Annotated in this window: 17 protein-coding genes; 9 read left to right on the top strand and 8 right to left on the bottom strand. The window is 62.3% G+C overall.

Annotated elements, in window-relative coordinates:
• Positions 1–17 precede the first annotated feature (17 nt).
• Positions 18–323 carry a hypothetical protein gene (locus EHW12_RS03990; protein WP_007734126.1) on the bottom strand — a complete coding sequence of 102 codons (306 nt, stop codon included), beginning with the start codon at positions 321–323 and terminating at the stop codon, positions 18–20.
• A 174-nt stretch (positions 324–497) separates the two neighbouring features.
• Here EHW12_RS03990 and EHW12_RS03985 point away from each other — a divergent pair, with 174 nt between their 5' ends.
• Positions 498–932 (top strand): cupin, encoded by a 435-nt coding sequence (locus tag EHW12_RS03985; RefSeq protein WP_003945598.1) that lies wholly within the window; start codon positions 498–500, stop codon positions 930–932.
• Here the strand turns inward: EHW12_RS03985 and EHW12_RS03980 are convergent.
• Complete coding sequence (locus tag EHW12_RS03980; RefSeq protein WP_064112430.1) at positions 921–2126, bottom strand: cytochrome P450; 1206 nt, start codon at positions 2124–2126, stop codon at positions 921–923. The two genes, EHW12_RS03985 and EHW12_RS03980, sit on opposite strands and share 12 nt — an antisense overlap.
• Before the next feature lie 139 nt (positions 2127–2265).
• Here EHW12_RS03980 and EHW12_RS03975 point away from each other — a divergent pair, with 139 nt between their 5' ends.
• The 3 genes from EHW12_RS03975 (at position 2266) to EHW12_RS03965 (ending at position 6004) form a co-directional block, all read left to right on the top strand.
• The gene (locus EHW12_RS03975) at positions 2266–3126 is read left to right on the top strand and encodes an SDR family oxidoreductase (RefSeq protein ID WP_064112429.1); all 861 of its coding nucleotides are present in this window, start codon (positions 2266–2268) and stop codon (positions 3124–3126) included.
• Positions 3123–3851 carry an acetoacetate decarboxylase family protein gene (locus EHW12_RS03970; RefSeq protein ID WP_042920495.1) on the top strand — a complete coding sequence of 243 codons (729 nt, stop codon included), beginning with the start codon at positions 3123–3125 and terminating at the stop codon, positions 3849–3851. The genes EHW12_RS03975 and EHW12_RS03970 overlap by 4 nt, the downstream gene beginning before the upstream one ends.
• A 95-nt stretch (positions 3852–3946) precedes the next feature.
• Positions 3947–6004: a neutral/alkaline ceramidase gene (locus tag EHW12_RS03965; RefSeq protein WP_125050310.1), complete on the top strand. Its 2058-nt coding sequence runs from the start codon at positions 3947–3949 to the stop codon at positions 6002–6004.
• 81 nt (positions 6005–6085) lie between these two features.
• On the opposite strand, the gene EHW12_RS03960 is transcribed toward EHW12_RS03965, so the two are convergent.
• A complete protein-coding gene (locus tag EHW12_RS03960; protein WP_125050309.1) occupies positions 6086–7282 on the bottom strand; it encodes an MFS transporter in 1197 nt (398 codons plus the stop codon).
• A gap of 143 nt (positions 7283–7425) precedes the next feature.
• On the opposite strand from EHW12_RS03960, the gene EHW12_RS03955 reads away from it, so the two are divergent.
• Positions 7426–7872, top strand: coding sequence for a MarR family transcriptional regulator (locus tag EHW12_RS03955; protein WP_003945852.1), 447 nt, complete (start codon positions 7426–7428; stop codon positions 7870–7872).
• Here the strand turns inward: EHW12_RS03955 and thrS are convergent.
• Positions 7869–9089, bottom strand: a complete 1221-nt coding sequence (thrS, locus tag EHW12_RS03950) for a threonine--tRNA ligase (protein ID WP_054188053.1) — start codon at positions 9087–9089, stop codon at positions 7869–7871. The two genes, EHW12_RS03955 and thrS, sit on opposite strands and share 4 nt — an antisense overlap.
• Positions 9090–9419: 330 nt before the next feature.
• Here thrS and EHW12_RS03945 point away from each other — a divergent pair, with 330 nt between their 5' ends.
• A complete protein-coding gene (locus EHW12_RS03945) occupies positions 9420–10694 on the top strand; it encodes a hypothetical protein (RefSeq protein ID WP_007734105.1) in 1275 nt (424 codons plus the stop codon).
• 2 nt (positions 10695–10696) lie between these two features.
• Positions 10697–11521, top strand: coding sequence for an Abi-alpha family protein (locus tag EHW12_RS35085; protein WP_007734103.1), 825 nt, complete (start codon positions 10697–10699; stop codon positions 11519–11521).
• Positions 11522–11588: 67 nt separating this feature from the next.
• Here EHW12_RS35085 and hsaB read toward each other — a convergent pair whose 3' ends face one another.
• Genes hsaB through hsaA form a run of 4 tightly spaced genes read right to left on the bottom strand, consistent with a single transcriptional unit; the run spans position 11589 to position 15136 of the window.
• Positions 11589–12173, bottom strand: a complete 585-nt coding sequence (hsaB, locus tag EHW12_RS03935) for a 3-hydroxy-9,10-secoandrosta-1,3,5(10)-triene-9,17-dione monooxygenase reductase subunit (RefSeq protein ID WP_003945677.1) — start codon at positions 12171–12173, stop codon at positions 11589–11591.
• Positions 12170–13072, bottom strand: a complete 903-nt coding sequence (gene hsaC / locus EHW12_RS03930; RefSeq protein ID WP_003945585.1) for an iron-dependent extradiol dioxygenase HsaC — start codon at positions 13070–13072, stop codon at positions 12170–12172. The genes hsaB and hsaC overlap by 4 nt, the downstream gene beginning before the upstream one ends.
• Positions 13072–13950, bottom strand: a complete 879-nt coding sequence (gene hsaD, locus EHW12_RS03925) for a 4,5:9,10-diseco-3-hydroxy-5,9,17-trioxoandrosta-1(10),2-diene-4-oate hydrolase (protein WP_003945808.1) — start codon at positions 13948–13950, stop codon at positions 13072–13074. Before hsaD ends, hsaC begins: the two co-directional genes overlap by 1 nt.
• Before the next feature lie 10 nt (positions 13951–13960).
• On the bottom strand, positions 13961–15136 hold the full coding sequence (gene hsaA / locus EHW12_RS03920) for a 3-hydroxy-9,10-secoandrosta-1,3,5(10)-triene-9,17-dione monooxygenase oxygenase subunit (protein ID WP_039973406.1): 1176 nt from the start codon (positions 15134–15136) through the stop codon (positions 13961–13963).
• Positions 15137–15331: 195 nt separating this feature from the next.
• Between hsaA and EHW12_RS03915 the strand changes: the two genes are divergently transcribed.
• Positions 15332–16492 carry a Rieske 2Fe-2S domain-containing protein gene (locus EHW12_RS03915; protein ID WP_003945847.1) on the top strand — a complete coding sequence of 387 codons (1161 nt, stop codon included), beginning with the start codon at positions 15332–15334 and terminating at the stop codon, positions 16490–16492.
• Positions 16493–16494: 2 nt separating this feature from the next.
• Positions 16495–16866, top strand: a complete 372-nt coding sequence (locus EHW12_RS03910) for a hypothetical protein (RefSeq protein WP_003945499.1) — start codon at positions 16495–16497, stop codon at positions 16864–16866.
• The last annotated feature ends 2 nt before the right edge of the window (positions 16867–16868 follow it).

Below are 16868 nucleotides of genomic sequence, written 5' to 3'. Positions count from 1 at the left end.
TGCGGCAGTGATCCAACTTATTGGCCGAAGTTGAACCTGAGATTCGCATTTATCAAGGTGTTGAGCCGCTTTCGCATGCTGACAACCTCTGCCTCGGGCGGTATCGGATCGTCCAAGAAGAGCGTCCAACGCAGCATCGTGCTGTTTCCGACCGCCTCGATGTCGAATCGGATGACGGCGTCGGGTCGGTCCGGCCAGATCGACGACCAGATCACCAACTCCGGTTCTTCAGCCCTGACGATCTCCGGTGCGATCTCGCTCTCGAGAAGTTCCAGCCAGTGCCGGGCGGGCTGGCGGTACGGATCGATCAATGCCTCGAACATGAAGCGCAGGCGGCGGCTGGCTCCGGCGCCTCGTCGCGACTTGCTGCATGACACGAGCGTAACCGCCTCTCAAGGGCATACCTCTGCCGTCACCCTGCAAGATCCACGAAAACCGGGATAAATCGGACACTGTCGGAGGACACTCAGGAGCACATCCGTCTGGGAGGGCCGCTCATGCGTAAACGCCATCAGGTTCTGCTTGCAGTGTCCGCAGCGATCGGACTGTCGCTGACGCCGATCAATGCGTCGGCAACACCGAGCACGGGAGTACACGGAGAAATCCTCGGGCAGGTGACTTTCGACGGCAAGGACTACATCCTGCGCCAGATCACCATCGACCCCGGCGGTTCCACCGGTTGGCACTTCCACGACGGGACGCTCTACGCGCTGATCGCGCAGGGCACGTTGAGCCACTACCGATCCGATTGCTCCGTCGACGGGATCTACAGCGCCGGAAATACTTTGATCGAACCGAGCGGTTCAGATCATGTGCACATCGGAAACAACTCGCAGACAACACCATTGGTGCTCGAGGTCGTCTACGTCAATCCGGCGGGCAGCCCCCTCTCCGAAGATGCTGCGCCTCCTAACTGCCAACTACCCGGCTGACGGGGCAGAAGAGTTAAACCGCACCGGCATCGATTCGAGCCCGGACACGAAGTTGGCCGCACGCCGCTGCAACGGCGCGTCGGTGGCAAGTTCCATGTCCGGCAGCCTGGCGAAGAGTTGCTCGAACATGATCCGTCCCTCCAACCTGGCCAGCTGATTGCCCAGACAGAAATGAGTTCCGAAGCCGAAGGCCACGTGCGGATTCGGTGTGCGGCCGACATCGAACCGTTCGGCGTTCAGGAACACGGACTCGTCGAAATTTGCCGATTCGAAGAGCAGCAGCATCTTCTCACCTGCCTTCAGCTGCGCGCCGAAGAAATCGGTGTCACGGGTCAGGGTTCGAGCCATGTTCTTGATCGGCGAGGACCACCGCAGCATCTCCTCCATTGCCAAGGGAATGGCATCGGGATCGTCGACTAGCTCCCGGCGCTGGTCCGGATGGCGCAGTAGCTGTTCCATGCCGCCGCTGAGCACGTGCCGTGTGGTCTCGTCACCGCCGATCAGGATCAGCAGGGATTCGTTGACGATTTCCTGATCGGAGAGGGCTTCGCCGTCGACCGCACTGTGAATCAACGTGCTCACCAAATCGTCGGCCGGGTCGCTCCTCCGCTCGGCGATGGTTCGCATCATGTACGCGGTGAAATCGACGTACGCAACCATCATGGCCTGCAGTTGATCCTGGGAAGCGTTGCTTCCCAATGCCTTCACCAGATCCTCCGACCACCGCAGAAACAACGCGCGTTCCTCCGGACGGACACCCAACATGTCGCCGATGACGGCCATCGGCAGCGGTGCCGCCAGGTCTGCGACGAAGTCGGCTTCTCCTTTCTCACAGACGGCGTCGATCAGTTGATCGCAGATCTCCCGGATACGGCCGGCCTTGGCTTCGACCTTCTTACGTGTGAAACCCGCATTGACCAAGCGTCGACGTGTGAGGTGCTGCGGGTCGTCCATGTCGATCATCTGCGGCAATGGACCGGTTTCGGGGCGGATGCCACCGGCGTTGGAGAACAGTTCGGGATCCCGCTCGGCTGCGACGACGGCGTCGTAACTCGCGGCCGCGGTGATTCCGTTGGCGTCGTCTCGGTACACGGGCTCGTGATCACGCATCCAGGCGTATGCGTCGCGCACATTCCCGAGGTCTCCGCTGTAGAAGCGTCCGTCGATCAAATCGAAGGTCGGTCTGGTAGCCATCACTCCACCTCTCGCACAACCCTTGCCTCAATAAGTAGAACCTGTTCCTATATAGCGTGGGGCGTTTTCACCGAAGCCGGACCGGAAAACCTCCAGAAGCAGCACGCGAGCCCGCCGGAGCAACGACCAGGAGACACGCATGGACGACGACACCGCCTCAGCGGGCATACCCACTTTCACCGGCACATCGATACTGGTGACCGGCGGCGGTAGTGGCATCGGCCTGGGCATCGCTCGTTCGCTGGTTGGGTCCGGCGCTCACGTCACGATCTGCGGACGCAACAAGGAGAAACTCGATGCTGCCGCCGAATCGATCCGGCAGTCGAGTCCGGAAGGATCGGTCAGCGTCTCCCCCGCCGACGTCACGATCGAGACAGACGTCGTCGCCGCCGTCGCCGCGGCGGTGTCCGTCACCGGAAAGCTCGACGGAGTCGTGGCCTGCGCCGGCGGGAACGAAACCATCGCACCGGTCACGCAACTCGACGTCGACGCCTGGCGCCGCACCGTCGACCTCAACGTCACGGGGACCATGCTGACGATCAAGCACGGCGCGCGGGCACTGGTGGCAGGAGGCGGTGGATCCATCGTCGCGATCTCGTCGATCGCCAGCAGCAACACACATCGCTGGTTCGGCGCGTACGGCGTCTCGAAGTCCGGCGTCGACCACCTGGTGCAATTGGCGGCAGACGAACTGGGCGCCAGCAACATTCGTGTCAATGCGATCCGGCCGGGTCTGACCCGAACGGATCTGGTCGCGCTCATCACCGACGGTGGCCCCATCCTGGACGACTACCTGGCCAACACGCCGCTCGAACGCGTCGGCGAGGTCGAGGACGTCGCCGGACTCGCTTCTTTCCTACTCGGACCGCAATCCACCTGGATCACCGGGCAGATCATCAACGTCGACGGAGGCCAAATGCTGCGCCGCGGACCGGATTTCCGCTCGATGCTCGAACCCGTCTACGGCTCCGACGGACTCCGTGGGGTGGTAGCGCCATGAGCTACACGATTCTGGGCAAGAGGGTCGAGATGCCCGTCGAAGTTCGCACCGCGTCGGCCTTCATGGCGTTGTACTCGGTACCGAGCACAACCGCGCAGTCGATCATCGACTACACCGGCTTGACCGTGCTCCAGTACCGCCCCGGCCGGGCGCTGTGCGGCCTGGTTTTTGTCGACTACATCGACGGGGATCTGGGGCCGTACAACGAATTCGGAGTGACGTACATGGTGCGCAGCCACACTGCGCCTCCCGAAACCTCGGTGCTGGGAGATCTACGTTCGCTCGCTGCCGGAACTGCAGGGGCACTCATTCACGAGTTGCCGGTGGACGGCGAGTTCACCAAGGCCGCCGGCCGGGAAATCTGGGGATTCCCGAAGGTGCTCGCCGAGTTCGACACCGAGCACGTCGGCTCGGTCAAGCGCGGATCGGTCTCGCGCGACGGCAAACTCATCACACAGTTGAGTGTGAAATCCGGCGTCAGCGTGCCGGGCGGCGGAGCCAACATGTCGTTGGCCGCGTACTCACATCTCGACGGCGCCACCAGGTGCACGTCGTGGGACATGGCACCGACCGGCGTCAAATCGCGCCCTGGTGGAGCCGAGGTTCAACTGGGCAGTCACCCGATGGCGGCGGAGCTTCGGAAACTGGGACTCCCCCGCCGGGCCCTGATGACCACGACCATCAAGAACCTGGCGATGACGTTCGGGGAGGCCACAACAATCTGAGTGTCGGCCGACGGCACCCCTTTCGGTCACGTGTGACTCGGGCTACACTCCTGGACGGTTGACCAACTCGCGTCAGACCGCCCGAAAGGACACTCGTGCAGATCACCCGACGCACCGTACTGGCAGGCGCTGCCGCCGCACCTGCGCTCGCCGCTCTGTCGACGAACCAGGCCGTCGCAGCTTCGCCGGCACGCACCGTTTCACCCGCACGCACCGACAAGTCGTCGGCGTCACTGCAGGTGGGCGTCGGAATTTCCGACGTGACCGGACCGGTCGCCGAAGTCGGCATGATGGGCTACTCGAGCTTCGATCAACGCGCCGAAGGCCTGCACCAGCGAATGCGCGCACGCGCCTTCATCTTCGAGTCCGGCGGGTCGCGGGTCGCCTACGTGTGCGTCGACAACTGCATAATCTTCCAGTCCGTTCATGACGAGGTCCTGCGCCGACTGGCCGGGAGGTTCGGTGACATCTACACCGAACGCAACGTCATGTTGACGGCCATCCATTCACACGCGGCATGTGGTGGGGCCTCGCACAACTACGCGTACAACCTCGCAGTTCTCGGCTTCGAACTGCAGGTGTTCGAAGCCGAGGTCAACGGCATGGTCGAGGCGATCAGCGCTGCGCACGAGAACCTGGCGCCAGGCACGGTCCGTTTCGGGCGGTCCGATCTCACCGATGCCAGCGTCAACCGATCGCGAGTGGCGTTCGACCTCAATCCCGAAGAGGACAAGGCCTACTACCCCGGTGGCAACGACCACCACATGCGTGTCATGCGGATCAGTCGGGGCAGCAAGGACATCGGAGCGATCAACTGGTTCGCCACCCACTGCGCCTCGCTCACGAACGAGAACCATCTCATCTCCGGGGACAACAAGGGCGCCGCGGCGTACTTCTGGGAGCACGACGACCAGGGCGTGCGCTACCTCGACGGCGACACCAGCTTCATTGCTGCGTTTCCGCAGACCAACAGCGGCGACATGTCACCCAACCTCTTCCTCGAGCCCGGACGCGGACCGACCGAAGACGAATTCGAGAACGCACGCATCATCGGGCTGCGCCAGGTAGCGGCAGCTCGAACTGCCTTCGACGCGGCGTCCGACACCGTCACCGGTGGCGTCGACAGTCGGATCATGTACCTGGACATGGCAAATCAGGTGGTGAGCGGAAGATTCACCCCCGACGGACGCGAGCACCGCACCGCTCCGGCCGCGATCGGCGCGGCAATGAGCGCCGGAAGCGTCGAGGACGGACCGGCAATCCCGATCTTCCCCGAGGGCACCCGAAACCCCATGATCGACGCCCTGGGCGGTATGGATGCTCCTGTGCCTCAATGGCTTCAGGACGCACAGGCGCCCAAACTCGTAGTCGTTCCGGTCGGCCTGCTGCCACCGGGAGGATGGGTGCCGAACGTACTCAAGATCCAGATCCTGCGGATCGGTCAGTTCTACATCGTCGGTGGCCCTGCGGAATTCACCATCGTCTCCGGATTACGAGTGCGTCGAACCGTCGCCGAGGAGCTTGGGGTTCCCCTCGAGAACGTCATCTTCCAGGGATACGCGAACTCGTACTCGAGCTACTGCACCACACCACAGGAATACGATTCGCAGCAGTACGAGGGCGGTTCGACGATGTTCGGTCGTTACACACTGCCGGCCTATCAGCAGGGGTATGCCGCCCTTGCAGCTGCGATGCGCGACGGCACCGAACCTCCTCGCGGCCCCGCTCCGGCCGACCTGTCCGGGTTCCAACCCAGCTTCGGACCTGGCGTCGACTTCGACGAGCCCTTGCCGGGAACACAATTCGGCGACGCAACCGTCCAACCCGGCGACACCTCACCGGGTGGGCAGGTTGCCGTCGAGTTCGTCACCGGCCACCCCAAGAACGACACTCACCGAAACGGGACCTTCTACGAGATCCAGCGCAATACCGGCGGATCCTGGACACGGGTCGCCGACGACAACGACTGGTCCACCAAACTGCACTGGCGCCGGGTCGGGAGCAACGGTTCCGTCGTGCGCATCACGTGGGATGTTCCGGCCGATACTCCGGCGGGTACGTATCGAGTCCAACACTTCGGTGCGTCGAGGGCTCGGGGTAGCGGCGCGATCACGCCTTTCTCCGGGGTGACCGCCGAATTCCGCCTCACCTGACCCGCGTGAACGTATCGCTCCCCTTGTTGGACAAGGGGAGCGATACGTTCACGCGATGGGGTCAGAGCGCAGTGGACAGGTTCAGGCGGCGGTCGGGTGCAGCGAGGTGCTCGACGTCGACTGCTCTGACGCTGCCGGGCGGTCGATCTTCGCCGCGACGATCAGGACCAGCAGACCGGCGACGGTGACCGCCGCCCCCATCCAGATCGGGGAGGTGAAGCCGAGTCCCGCGGCGATGGTGATTCCGCCCAGCCATGCCCCGAGTGCGTTGCCGACGTTGAAGGCGGCGATGTTGGCACCCGATGCCATGGTCGGTGCTGCCGACGCGTAGTTCATGATCCGCATCTGCAGACCGGGAACCGTCGCAAAACCGAAGGCGCCCATGAAGAACAGCGAGATCACAGTCATGACCTTGCTCTCCGCGGTGGCGGCGAACACGATCAGAACGACGGTCAGGATCGCGAGAATCCAGACCAGCGCCTTCGTGAGCGAACGGTCGGCCGCCTTGGCGCCGAGGAAGTTGCCGACGAACAGGCCCGAGCCGAAGAGGATGAGCAGCCACGGAACGCTGGACGTCGCGAAGCCGGTGACCTCGGTGAGGGTGAAGGCGATGTAGGTGAAGGCTCCGAACATTCCGCCGTAGCCGAGGATGGTGACGATGATCGAGAGCCATACCTGCTTGTTGCGGAATGCCCCCAACTCTCCGCGCAATCCGCCACCGGTCGTGCTGGCGGGCGTCGTCGGGACGAGTGCTGCAATTCCGATCAGTGCGATGACGCCGATGACGGTGATGGCCCAGAACGTCGAGCGCCATCCGAGTTGCTGGCCCAGCAGCGTGCCGAACGGAACGCCCAGAACGTTGGCGATGGTCAGGCCCGCGAACATCATCGCGATGGCGCCGGCGCGCTTGTTGGGCGCGACCATGTCGGCGGCAACCACCGAGCCGATTCCGAAGAACGCACCGTGGCACAGCGCCGCGACGATGCGTCCGCCCATCATGACCTCGTAGGAGGGAGCGAGCGCGGACATCAGGTTGCCGATGATGAACAGCACCATGAGCGAGAGAAGGACCTTCTTGCGCTCGAAGCGGGTGACGGCAGCGGTCAGGAGGATCGCGCCGATCGCCACCGACAGTGCGTAGCCCGAGATCAGGTAGCCCGCGACGGACTCGGTGACCTCGAAATCAGCCGAGACCTCGGGCAGGAGGCCCATGATGACAAATTCGGTGAGGCCGATCCCGAACCCGCCCATAGCGAGGGCAATGAGACCCAATGGCATCTCGATGTTCCTTTCACAGATTTACGCGTAAGCCGTTAGCGGGCGTGTGCATTAGTTGCAGGCGCGCTATAAATAGTTGCACGCGCGCGCTACATGCGCAAGCTGGTAACCTGGAGTCGCAGGAAACGGACAAGGAGAATCACATGGGGATCGCCGACGACGCCGTCGAAATCCGTTCGCAAGGGTGGCGCACGCTCGCAGCACTGCACGGCGCTCTCGACACCGAACTGGAACGCGCGCTCCAGCGTGAGCACAAACTGTCCGTCGTCGAATACACCGTGCTCGACGCACTGAGCCGCCAGGATGGCTGGCACATGCGGATGGCTCAGTTGGCTCGCGCTGCCGCACTGAGCAGCAGCGCCACGACGCGCTTGGTCAATCGACTCGAAGATCGAGGACTATTGACGCGCATCCTGTGCGCCGACGACCGTCGAGGCATCTACACCGAACTGACGCCGGCCGGCCGCGAGCTTCTCGAAAGCGCACGGCCGACGCACGACGCCACCCTCGAGGCGGCGCTCGACGAGGCATGCAAGACACCCGAACTCGCGCCACTGGTGCGCGCCCTCCACGAGCTTCCCGTCGGCTAGAAGTCTGCCGGAAGCAGGGCACGCTCTTTGATGCCCGAGACCACCTGAGCGACAAACACACTCGCATCGACGACCACCCGCCCACCACGCGCGGGGACCAGAACGTCGACGGTGCCGCCGTGCACCTCGTTGTCCCCGATCACCGCGATGTACGGGTCACGGTGAGTGCGTGCCTCGCGGATGCGACGTCCCAACGATCCGTCAGGCGCGATCGCCACTCGAACATCGCGAGCCTCGAGATCGGCCCGCAAACGCTCGGCCTCAACCTGATGCCGGTCGCCGACGGGCAGAATCGAGACTTGGTTGGGTGCCAGCCACGGCGGCATCCGCCCTTCGAACCTTTCGATCAAAAGCGCAGTCATGCGTTCCATCGACCCGAGCAAGCCCCGATGGATCATGACGGGGCGAGCCTTGGATCCGTCCTCAGCGGTGTACTCGAGGTCGAACCGCTCCGGTTGATTGAAGTCGAGTTGCACGGTCGAGAGTGTTTCCTCGCGGCCGTGCGCGTCTCGCACCTGGACGTCGATCTTGGGACCGTAGAACGCTGCCTCCCCCTTCGCTTCCACGTACTCGATCGAGCGTGCATTCAGCGCCCCGCGAAGGTGATCCTCGGCGTCCGCCCACTGCTCGTCGGTGCCGAGGTACTGCCCCTCTCCCCCTCTGATCGAGAGGCGGTACTTCCGTTCGGCAATCCCCAGAGTCGAGTAGCAGCGCTCGATCGCGTCGAGCGCGACGATCACTTCCGCTTGCACTTGTTCACGACTACAGAAGACATGTGCGTCGTCGAGATTGATCTGCCGGACTCGACTCAATCCGCTGAGAACACCGGAGAGTTCGCTACGGAACATCGAGCCGAGTTCACGAACGCGGAAAGGTAGCTCGCGATAACTACGACCGCGAGCGGCGAATACCTGAGCGTGATGAGGACAGTTAGCCGGACGAAGGAGAAATGACTCTCCGCCTATCTTCATTTCGGGAAACATGTCGTCCGAGAACTTGGACCAATGCCCAGATCTCTCGTACAACTCTTTCTTCGCCATAACGGGGGTATAGACACCCCGGCATCCGGATCGCGCTGCTTGTTCGGCGGCGAGCTTTTCGAGTTCGTTCCTGATGATCGCGCCGTCCGGTAACCAGAGTGGGAGGCCGGCCCCGACGGTGGGGGTGGTGGCGAAAAACTCCAGGTCGCGCCCGAGTTCGCGGTGGTCAACGCTCATGAGAGCTCTCCAAATCGTTCAAGGGGAGACGCACACGGAGCGACGAAACAGGAAAGCCCCGGGGCGATAACTCCCGGGGCTGAAAGGGTTCGGTCAGCAGTTGCTAAACGATGCGCCGGAAGAGAACCGGCGTCGTCGTGTTGTGCGCAATACTGACCATGTACGTGAGGTTACATCAACTTCCGACCCACCTACAGCCCGAATTGTCGGGCCTCTATGCTGACGCAACTGGGAAGGCGCAGCAGTAGCCAACGAAACACCCACGAAGAGCGAAGTTTCGGCAATCATGTCCGAACGTGAGGTTCTCGGATATGAGGAGGATGTGCGACGGTGCCGGACCACTTGCTCGAACAGTTGATCACCATTCCTTTGTTCACGGGAATCATCGGGTACATCACCAATTGGTCGGGCGTCCTGATGCTTTTTGCGCCGATCAACTTCCACGGGATCAAAGTGCCCGGCCTCAAACTGCTCTTCCCGTTCCTCCCCCGGCGCGTTCAGGTGATCCCCGCGATCACCAGCGACGGCAGATTCGGTTGGCAAGGCATCGTCCCCTCGCGGGCGGAGAAGATGGCGTCGATCGCCGTCGACAAATCCCTCGCGAAAGTCGGCAGCATCGCCGATTTCTATCGCGTCCTGGACCCGGACAGCATCGCCGAGCACTTGGTGAACATTTCTCGCAGTGAAGTGCGCGGCGTGGTCACCAGAATCATGACGGCCGAGAATCCTCAGCTCTGGCACAACCTTCCGACGTCGGTGAAGGAAGCCGTCTTCCGCAAGGTGGAGGACGATCTGCCGGCCAGCGTGCGCATGATCACCGACCGCATCGAAGAGGACATCGACGAGTTCATCGACGCGAAGCTGATGGTGATCCGCTACCTCTCCTCGCACCCCAAACTGCTCAACGACATCTTCCGCACGATGGGCAACAAAGAGCTCAGGTTCATGCAGAACTTCGGCTTCTACTTCGGGTTCCCGATGGGCTTCGTGCTCGTCGGAATCCTCCATCTGGTTCCGCAGTGGTGGGTGCTTCCCATCGGTGGCGTGATCATCGGGTACATCGTGAACTACCTCGGAATCACGATGATCTTCGAACCGATCACCCCCAGCCGTTGGGTGCCGTGGCGGCAGGGACTGTTCCTGAAACGCCGCACCGAGATCATCGCCGGGTACGCAAAAACCCTCGCCGATCACGTCGTGACGCTCGAGAACATCGGCACCGAACTCCTCGAAGGTCCCCGCTCGGACCGAACGCGGCGGATGCTCGATCAGGTACTGCGCGAATCCGTCGACGACGCAGCCGGCTGGGCAAAGTCGGTGGTCAAGATGACCGTCGGTTCGCAGAGCTACAAGCGTCTGCCTGGACTGGCCACCACCGAAGTGCTCGACCTGTACCCCCGGGTCTTCGAGGATGCGGAGTTCGCCGAGAACCAGTCGGAGAAGATTCGTGTCTTCGTCACCGAACGCATGAGCATCCTTTCACCGGAAGATTTCAGCGAACTACTACGCTCAGCCGTCAAGCAGGACGAGTGGCTGTTGTTCGTACACGGGGCCGTGCTGGGCTCGTTTGCCGGTTTCCTACACCTCGCAATATTCGGAGTATGAGCATGAGTGAGCACGACCATCGCATGATCGTCGAAGCGGAATCGTACGACTGGGCTGCGGACATCGCGCCGGTCGAATCCGTCGAAAAGCGTCTGATCCGTAGCCTTGTCGGGCTTACCGCCACGACGACGCTCACGTCGATCAAGCTGACGGGTTGGGCTTTCGGAACGGCGAAGGAGGCGACGCGGCAGATCGTTCAGGCCGCCGCCGAAGCCGCGGCAGAGGCTGCAGAATCCGCCAACGTGCAATCCGAACGTCGGGCCGAGAACACCAACGGAGACGGCTCGCGGACGGAGAACCTGCGGGCAGCAATGGCAACTCGTACCAATCGCAAGCAGAGCGTGGAGGCCACTCTCGCGGCGCTGCGGGCACGTGGCGACAGGTTGCTGGACCGTTCCGCGGACGTGACCGATCGTGACGATCTGCACCCGGCCTACGACCGGATCCTCGACGAGATCGCACCCGACGAAGCTCGAATTCTTCGGTTGTTGGCCACCTCCGGTGCGCAACCGAGCGTGGACGTACGCACGGCGCGGCCGTTCGGTGTCGGCTCGGAGATGATCGACGAGGGTCTGTCGATGATCGGAGAACTGGCGGGCTGTCGACATCTGGACCGCATCAGCGCGTACCTGAACAACCTGCATCGGCTCGGTTTGGTGGCGTTCTCACGCGAGCCCGTCGAGGCCGACCGGTACCAGGTGGTCGAGGTGCAGCCATCGGTGATCGAGGCGGTCAAGCGCGCCGGCCGATCGAACAAGATAGTGCGTCGTAGCATCCTGTTGACGCCGTTCGGTGACGACTTCTGTCATACCTGTTTTTCTCTGTAGGGCCTCCGGCCCTGTGCGCCTTTTTGGTAGTTACCACTACCAAAAAGGCGCACAGGGGGCTTGCCCCCTACAGCCAGGTATCTTCTGTCGTGGTCGTCAGGAACGCTTCCAGATCGTCACGCCAGGTAGCCGGAACAGTCTTGTCCGGCTCGATGCCCGTGTACTGCCCGCGATAGAAGAGCAGCGGGCGTTCGGTCTTGATCTCACTCATCGACGACACCCGACCGAAGACGACGTAGTGATCGCCGCCGTCGTGGACGGTTTCCACCGTGCAGTCGATGTGTGCAAGGGACTTGTCGATGATCGGCGAGCCCAGAGGCGATGGCGTCCAATCGATGCCGGCGAACTTGTCCGGCTCACGTGACCCGAAACGAGCACACACCGCCTGCTGTTCCTCCGCCAACACGTTGACGGCGAACTTACCGGTCCGCTCGATTGCCGCCCACGACCGAGAACCCTTGGTGGGGCAGAACAACACCAAAGGCGGGTCGAGTGACAGGGCCGCGAAAGACTGACATGCGAACCCGACAGGCTCACCGTCGTCGACTGTCGTGATGATGGTGATACCCGTGCAGAATTGCCCGAGAACCGTGCGGAACTGGCGTGGATCGATCGCCTGCTCCGCACTCACCGACGCGTCGGGCGAACTCACGGCTTCATTCCCACCGTGAAGTCGTGACCCCACAGGCTCACGGCCGTGCTTTCCCTCGCGATCCAGTTTTCGTCCTCGACCTCTAGCCCCTCACAACCGAATTCGATGTCGAACCCGCCTGGAGTCTTCATGTAGAACGAGAGCATCTCGTCGTTGACGTGGCGACCGAGAGTCGCCGACATCTTGACCTTCTTGCGCAGTGCCCGGTCGAGGCACAGTCCGACGTCGTCGGAGTTCTCCACTTCGAGCATCAGGTGCACGATGCCCGTCGGGTTGGGCAACGGCAGGAACGCCAAGCTGTGGTGACGCGGGTTGCAGCCGAGGAACCTCAGCCACGCCGGGTCGCCGTCCGCGGGCCGGCCGACCATCTGCGGAGGCAGACGCATCGAGTCGCGAAGCTTGAATCCGAGTACGTCGCGGTAGAACCGCAGCGAAGCATCGTCGTCATCGGTGGTGAGCACGACGTGGCCGAGGCCCTGCTCACCCGTCACGAACCTGTGCCCGTACGGGCTCACGATCCGGCGGTGTTCGAGAGCAGCTCCGTGGAACACCTCGAGGGAGTTGCCCGAGGTGTCCTCGAACGCGATCATCTCGACGACGCGACGGTCCTTGAGCTGCTCCGCCGTGCCTTCCTTGAACGGAACACCGGCTGCCGACAACCTGTCACGGATATCCTGCAGCTCAGCGGCATTCGCGGTTTCCCAACCCGAGACGAGCAGACGGTCCGTGTCGTTCGGAACGATGACAAGACGCGCCGGGAAGTCGTCCATACGCAGATACAGCGATTCCGCGTCGACGCCCTTGCCCTCGATCATTCCGAGGATCTTGAGTCCGTATTCGCGCCACGCAGCCATGTCGGTGGCCCCGATGCGCATGTACGCCAGAGATCGAATACCCATCATTTACCTCCGTCGAGCAGGAAGTCGGTTGCGAGCCGGTTGAATTCGTCGAACTTCTCGAGCTGCGCCCAGTGACCGCAACCGCCGAAGACGTGGAGCTGCGCGCGCGGGATCATCTTGAGCGCGACCAGTGCGCCGTCGAGAGGGTTGACCCGATCCTCACGGCCCCAGATCAGCAACACACGCTGACGAAGCTTGTACGCCTCGCGCCAGAGCATGCCGAGCTCGAAGTCACCGCTGGAGAAGGACTTACCCATCGCCTTGGCCGCAGCCAGCGACTCGGGAGTGCTGGCGGCAGCAAAACGTTCGTCGACGAGTTCCGGCGTGATCAGCTTCTGATCGAAGACCATGATCCGCAGGAATGCTTCGAGGTTTTCTCGGGTGGGCTGGTAGCTGAACTTTCCGAGGTTCTTGACGCCCTCGGTGGGGTCCGGCGCAAACAGGTTGACACTCAGACCGCCGGGGCCCATCAGAACGAGGCGACCCGCACGGTCCGGGTAGTCGAGCGCAAAGCGAACAGCAGCGCCACCACCGAGCGAATTGCCCAGCAGATCAACGCGACCGGTGATCTCGAGCGTGTCCAGGAGATCATTGAGCGCCGACGCACTGTGCACGAAGTACTGCGGATGCTCCGTCGGCTTGTCGGACTGCCCGTAACCGGGCTGATCGACCGCGATGACGTGAAAGCTCTTCGCCAACACCGGAATGTTGCGGGCGAAGTTAGACCACGACGACGCGCCTGGGCCACCGCCGTGCAGCAGCACGATGGTCTTGTCGTTTCCGACGCCCGCCTCGTGGAAGTGCAGTTTCAGATCGGGGCGCACTTGCGCGAACCGTGAAGTGGACTCGTAGGTGAGGGCTTCTTCGGTGGTTGTCACTGAGCCTCCTCTAGACCATCGTGTCGGTGATCGGCAGACCGAATTCGCCGGTTCCGAACATGACGTAGGCGCGTTCGGGATCGTTGGCGGCGTGGACGCGACCAGCGTGAGCATCGCGCCAGAAACGCTGGATAGGAGTGCCGTTCTGCAGCGCCGTGGCGCCGGAGTTCTCGAAGAGCTTGTCGATCGAGGCGATCGCGCGGCCCGTGGCGCGCACCTGGTCACGTCGAGCGCGCAGCCGCAGTTCCATCGGAACCTCTTCGCCCGCAAGGATCAACGCGTACTCGTCGGCGACGTTGCCGGAGAGCTGACGCCACGCGGCGTCGATGTCGCTGGACGCCTCGGCGATGCGCACCTTGGCAAACGGATCGTCCTTCGACTTCTCGCCGGCGAACGCAGCGCGCACACGCTTGCCCTGGTGCTCGACGTGCGCTTCGTAAGCTCCGTAAGCCATTCCGACGATCGGTGCCGAGATCGTCGTGGGGTGAATGGTTCCCCACGGCATCTTGTAGACCGGCGCGGTGTTGTTCTCGAGGCCCGGGGCGGTCAGTTCGCTCATCGCCCGGAAGCTCAGAACGCGATGCTTGGGAACAAAAACATCCTTGACCACAACGGTATTGGAGCCGGTTCCACGCAGACCGACCACATTCCACACGTCGTCGATCTGGTAGTCCTCGCGAGGAATCAGGTAGCTCACGAAATCGACTGCGCGGCCGTCCTTGAACACCGGACCACCGAGAACGGCCCAGCTGGCGTGGTCACAACCCGAAGACCACGCCCACGCACCGTTGACTTTGTATCCACCCTCGACTACTTCACCCATACCCATCGGGGCGTAAGAGGACGAGATGCGAACGTCAGTGTCGTTGCCCCACACGTCTTCCTGTGCCTGCTGAGAGAAGAGGGCGAGGTGCCAGTTGTGTACCCCGATGATCGAGGAGACCCACCCTGTGGAACCACACGCGCTGGCGATCTTCTTGACCGCGGAGTAGAACAGCACCGGATCGGCTTCGTATCCGCCCCACTGCTTCGGCTGCAGCAAGCGGAAGAAACCTGTTTCCTGAAGAGCCTTGATGGACTCGTCGGGGATACGACGCAGATCCTCGGTCTCCTGTGCGCGCTCGCGCAGTGCCGGCAGTAGTGCGTCGAGCCTCTGCATCACCTCGTGGCTGTCATGGTTACCCACTTCGACGCTCCCGTCTTCCTCGATCGGTTGGTTCACTTACACTTGAGACTAGAACACGTTCTCTTTTCTGTCGAGACGCTGACAAAGGTCCCGTTTGTGGCCGCAATGCTGTAACAAGTGCCCCCAAAATCTGGCGGAACCGGATCGAGTTCTATAACGTGTTCTACTAACAGCTAGAAGGGATGTGAGGTCACAATGGCGCAGATTCGCGAGATCGACGTCGGAACGGTGCAAACTCGTTTCGCCCGCGGTTGGCACTGCCTGGGTCTACTGAAGACCTTCAAGGACGGCAAACCGCACGCGATCGAGGCTTTCGGTACGAAGCTCGTGGTGTTCGCCGACAGCAAGGGCGACATCAAAGTTCTCGACGGATACTGCCGTCATATGGGTGGTGACCTCACACAAGGCGAGGTCAAGGGCGATTCCATCGCCTGCCCCTTCCACGACTGGCGCTGGGGCGGCAACGGCAAGTGCACCGGCATTCCTTATGCCCGCCGCGTGCCTCCGCTCGCACGCACCCGCGCGTGGACGACCCTCGAGCAGAACGGTCAGCTCTTCGTCTGGAACGACCCCGAGGGCAATCCGCCGCCCGAAGAGATCGTGATTCCTCGTATCGAGGGCGCGTACAGCGACGAATGGACCGACTGGACCTGGAACTCCATGGTCATCGAGGGGTCCAACTGCCGCGAGATCATCGACAACGTGGTCGACATGGCGCACTTCTACTACATCCACTACGCCTTCCCGACGTACTTCAAGAACGTCTTCGAAGGTGAGATCGCCACTCAGTACCTCAACACCACGGGCCGTCCCGACATCGGAATGGCCTCCCAGTACGGCGGCGACACGCTGCTTCGCTCCGAAGCTGCGTATTACGGACCGTCGTACATGGTCAATCCCCTGTGGAACAGCTACAGCGGATACGAGGTCGAGAGTGTTCTGATCAACTGCCACTACCCGATCAGCCCGGACTCGTTCGTGCTGCAGTGGGGCGTGACGGTGAAGAAGCCGACGGGTGTCTCCGACGAGATGGCCGACAAGTTGGCCGGCAAGTTCACCGAGGGCATCAGCGAGGGATTCCTGCAGGACGTCGCGATCTGGAAGAACAAGACCAAGATCGAGAATCCCCTTCTCTGCGAAGAAGACGGCCCCGTCTACCAGCTACGACGCTGGTACGAGCAGTTCTACGTGGACAAGGCCGACGTCACCGAGAAGATGACGCAGCGCTTCGAGTTCGAGGTGGACACCACCAAGGCAAACGAAGCCTGGCACGCCGAGGTCGAGGAAAACCTCGCACGCCAGAAGGCCGAGAAGGAAGCTGCAGCAGAAGCGGCAAAGAAGGAAGCAGAGGTCTAGTCGTGAGCGCCTCGATCGGAACCGACGCACGGTGGGCTCGTTGGGCCAAGGCACCGGACTTTGCCGGGCAAACGGAACGGCTCGAGGCGATCGCGGCCCAGACGATCGAGGACAAGCACGAATACCTCGACTCGGGTCTGCAGGAAGTCGACTGCAAGGCATGCGGCGCGTGCGTACTGGTTCGCAAGAACACGTACAAACACACCAGCGTTCAGTGGACTTCCGACCCGGCGCTGCGTTGCCACACCTTCAAAGAGGCAATTGCTTCCGGGCAGTCGTCGGCATTGAAAGACGGATGCCCGAAACTGCACGACAGCATCGCCGACGCGGTTAGGGACGGCACCATCACGGTGCGTGATCCCGAGGTCAGCTGACC

The organism is Rhodococcus sp. NJ-530 (genome assembly GCF_003860625.1).
GTDB classification, from domain to species: domain Bacteria; phylum Actinomycetota; class Actinomycetes; order Mycobacteriales; family Mycobacteriaceae; genus Rhodococcus_F; species Rhodococcus_F qingshengii.
Note: the sequence above shows the minus strand (reverse complement) of the source record. Positions and strands in the feature narration are given on the sequence as shown.

Excerpts from the sequence above, each read along its gene's own strand:
- thrS (WP_054188053.1), bottom strand. The coding sequence starts at position 9,089 with ATGAGCGTTGACCACCGCGAACTCGGGCGCGACCTGGAGTTTTTCGCC.
- EHW12_RS03980 (WP_064112430.1), bottom strand. The coding sequence starts at position 2,126 with ATGGCTACCAGACCGACCTTCGATTTGATCGACGGACGCTTCTACAGC.
- EHW12_RS03960 (WP_125050309.1), bottom strand. The coding sequence starts at position 7,282 with ATGCCATTGGGTCTCATTGCCCTCGCTATGGGCGGGTTCGGGATCGGC.
- EHW12_RS03990 (WP_007734126.1), bottom strand. The coding sequence starts at position 323 with ATGTTCGAGGCATTGATCGATCCGTACCGCCAGCCCGCCCGGCACTGG.
- EHW12_RS03915 (WP_003945847.1), top strand. The coding sequence starts at position 15,332 with ATGGCGCAGATTCGCGAGATCGACGTCGGAACGGTGCAAACTCGTTTC.
- EHW12_RS03955 (WP_003945852.1), top strand. The coding sequence starts at position 7,426 with ATGGGGATCGCCGACGACGCCGTCGAAATCCGTTCGCAAGGGTGGCGC.
- EHW12_RS03975 (WP_064112429.1), top strand. The coding sequence starts at position 2,266 with ATGGACGACGACACCGCCTCAGCGGGCATACCCACTTTCACCGGCACA.
- EHW12_RS03985 (WP_003945598.1), top strand. The coding sequence starts at position 498 with ATGCGTAAACGCCATCAGGTTCTGCTTGCAGTGTCCGCAGCGATCGGA.
- EHW12_RS35085 (WP_007734103.1), top strand. The coding sequence starts at position 10,697 with ATGAGTGAGCACGACCATCGCATGATCGTCGAAGCGGAATCGTACGAC.
- hsaC (WP_003945585.1), bottom strand. The coding sequence starts at position 13,072 with ATGGGTATTCGATCTCTGGCGTACATGCGCATCGGGGCCACCGACATG.
- EHW12_RS03970 (WP_042920495.1), top strand. The coding sequence starts at position 3,123 with ATGAGCTACACGATTCTGGGCAAGAGGGTCGAGATGCCCGTCGAAGTT.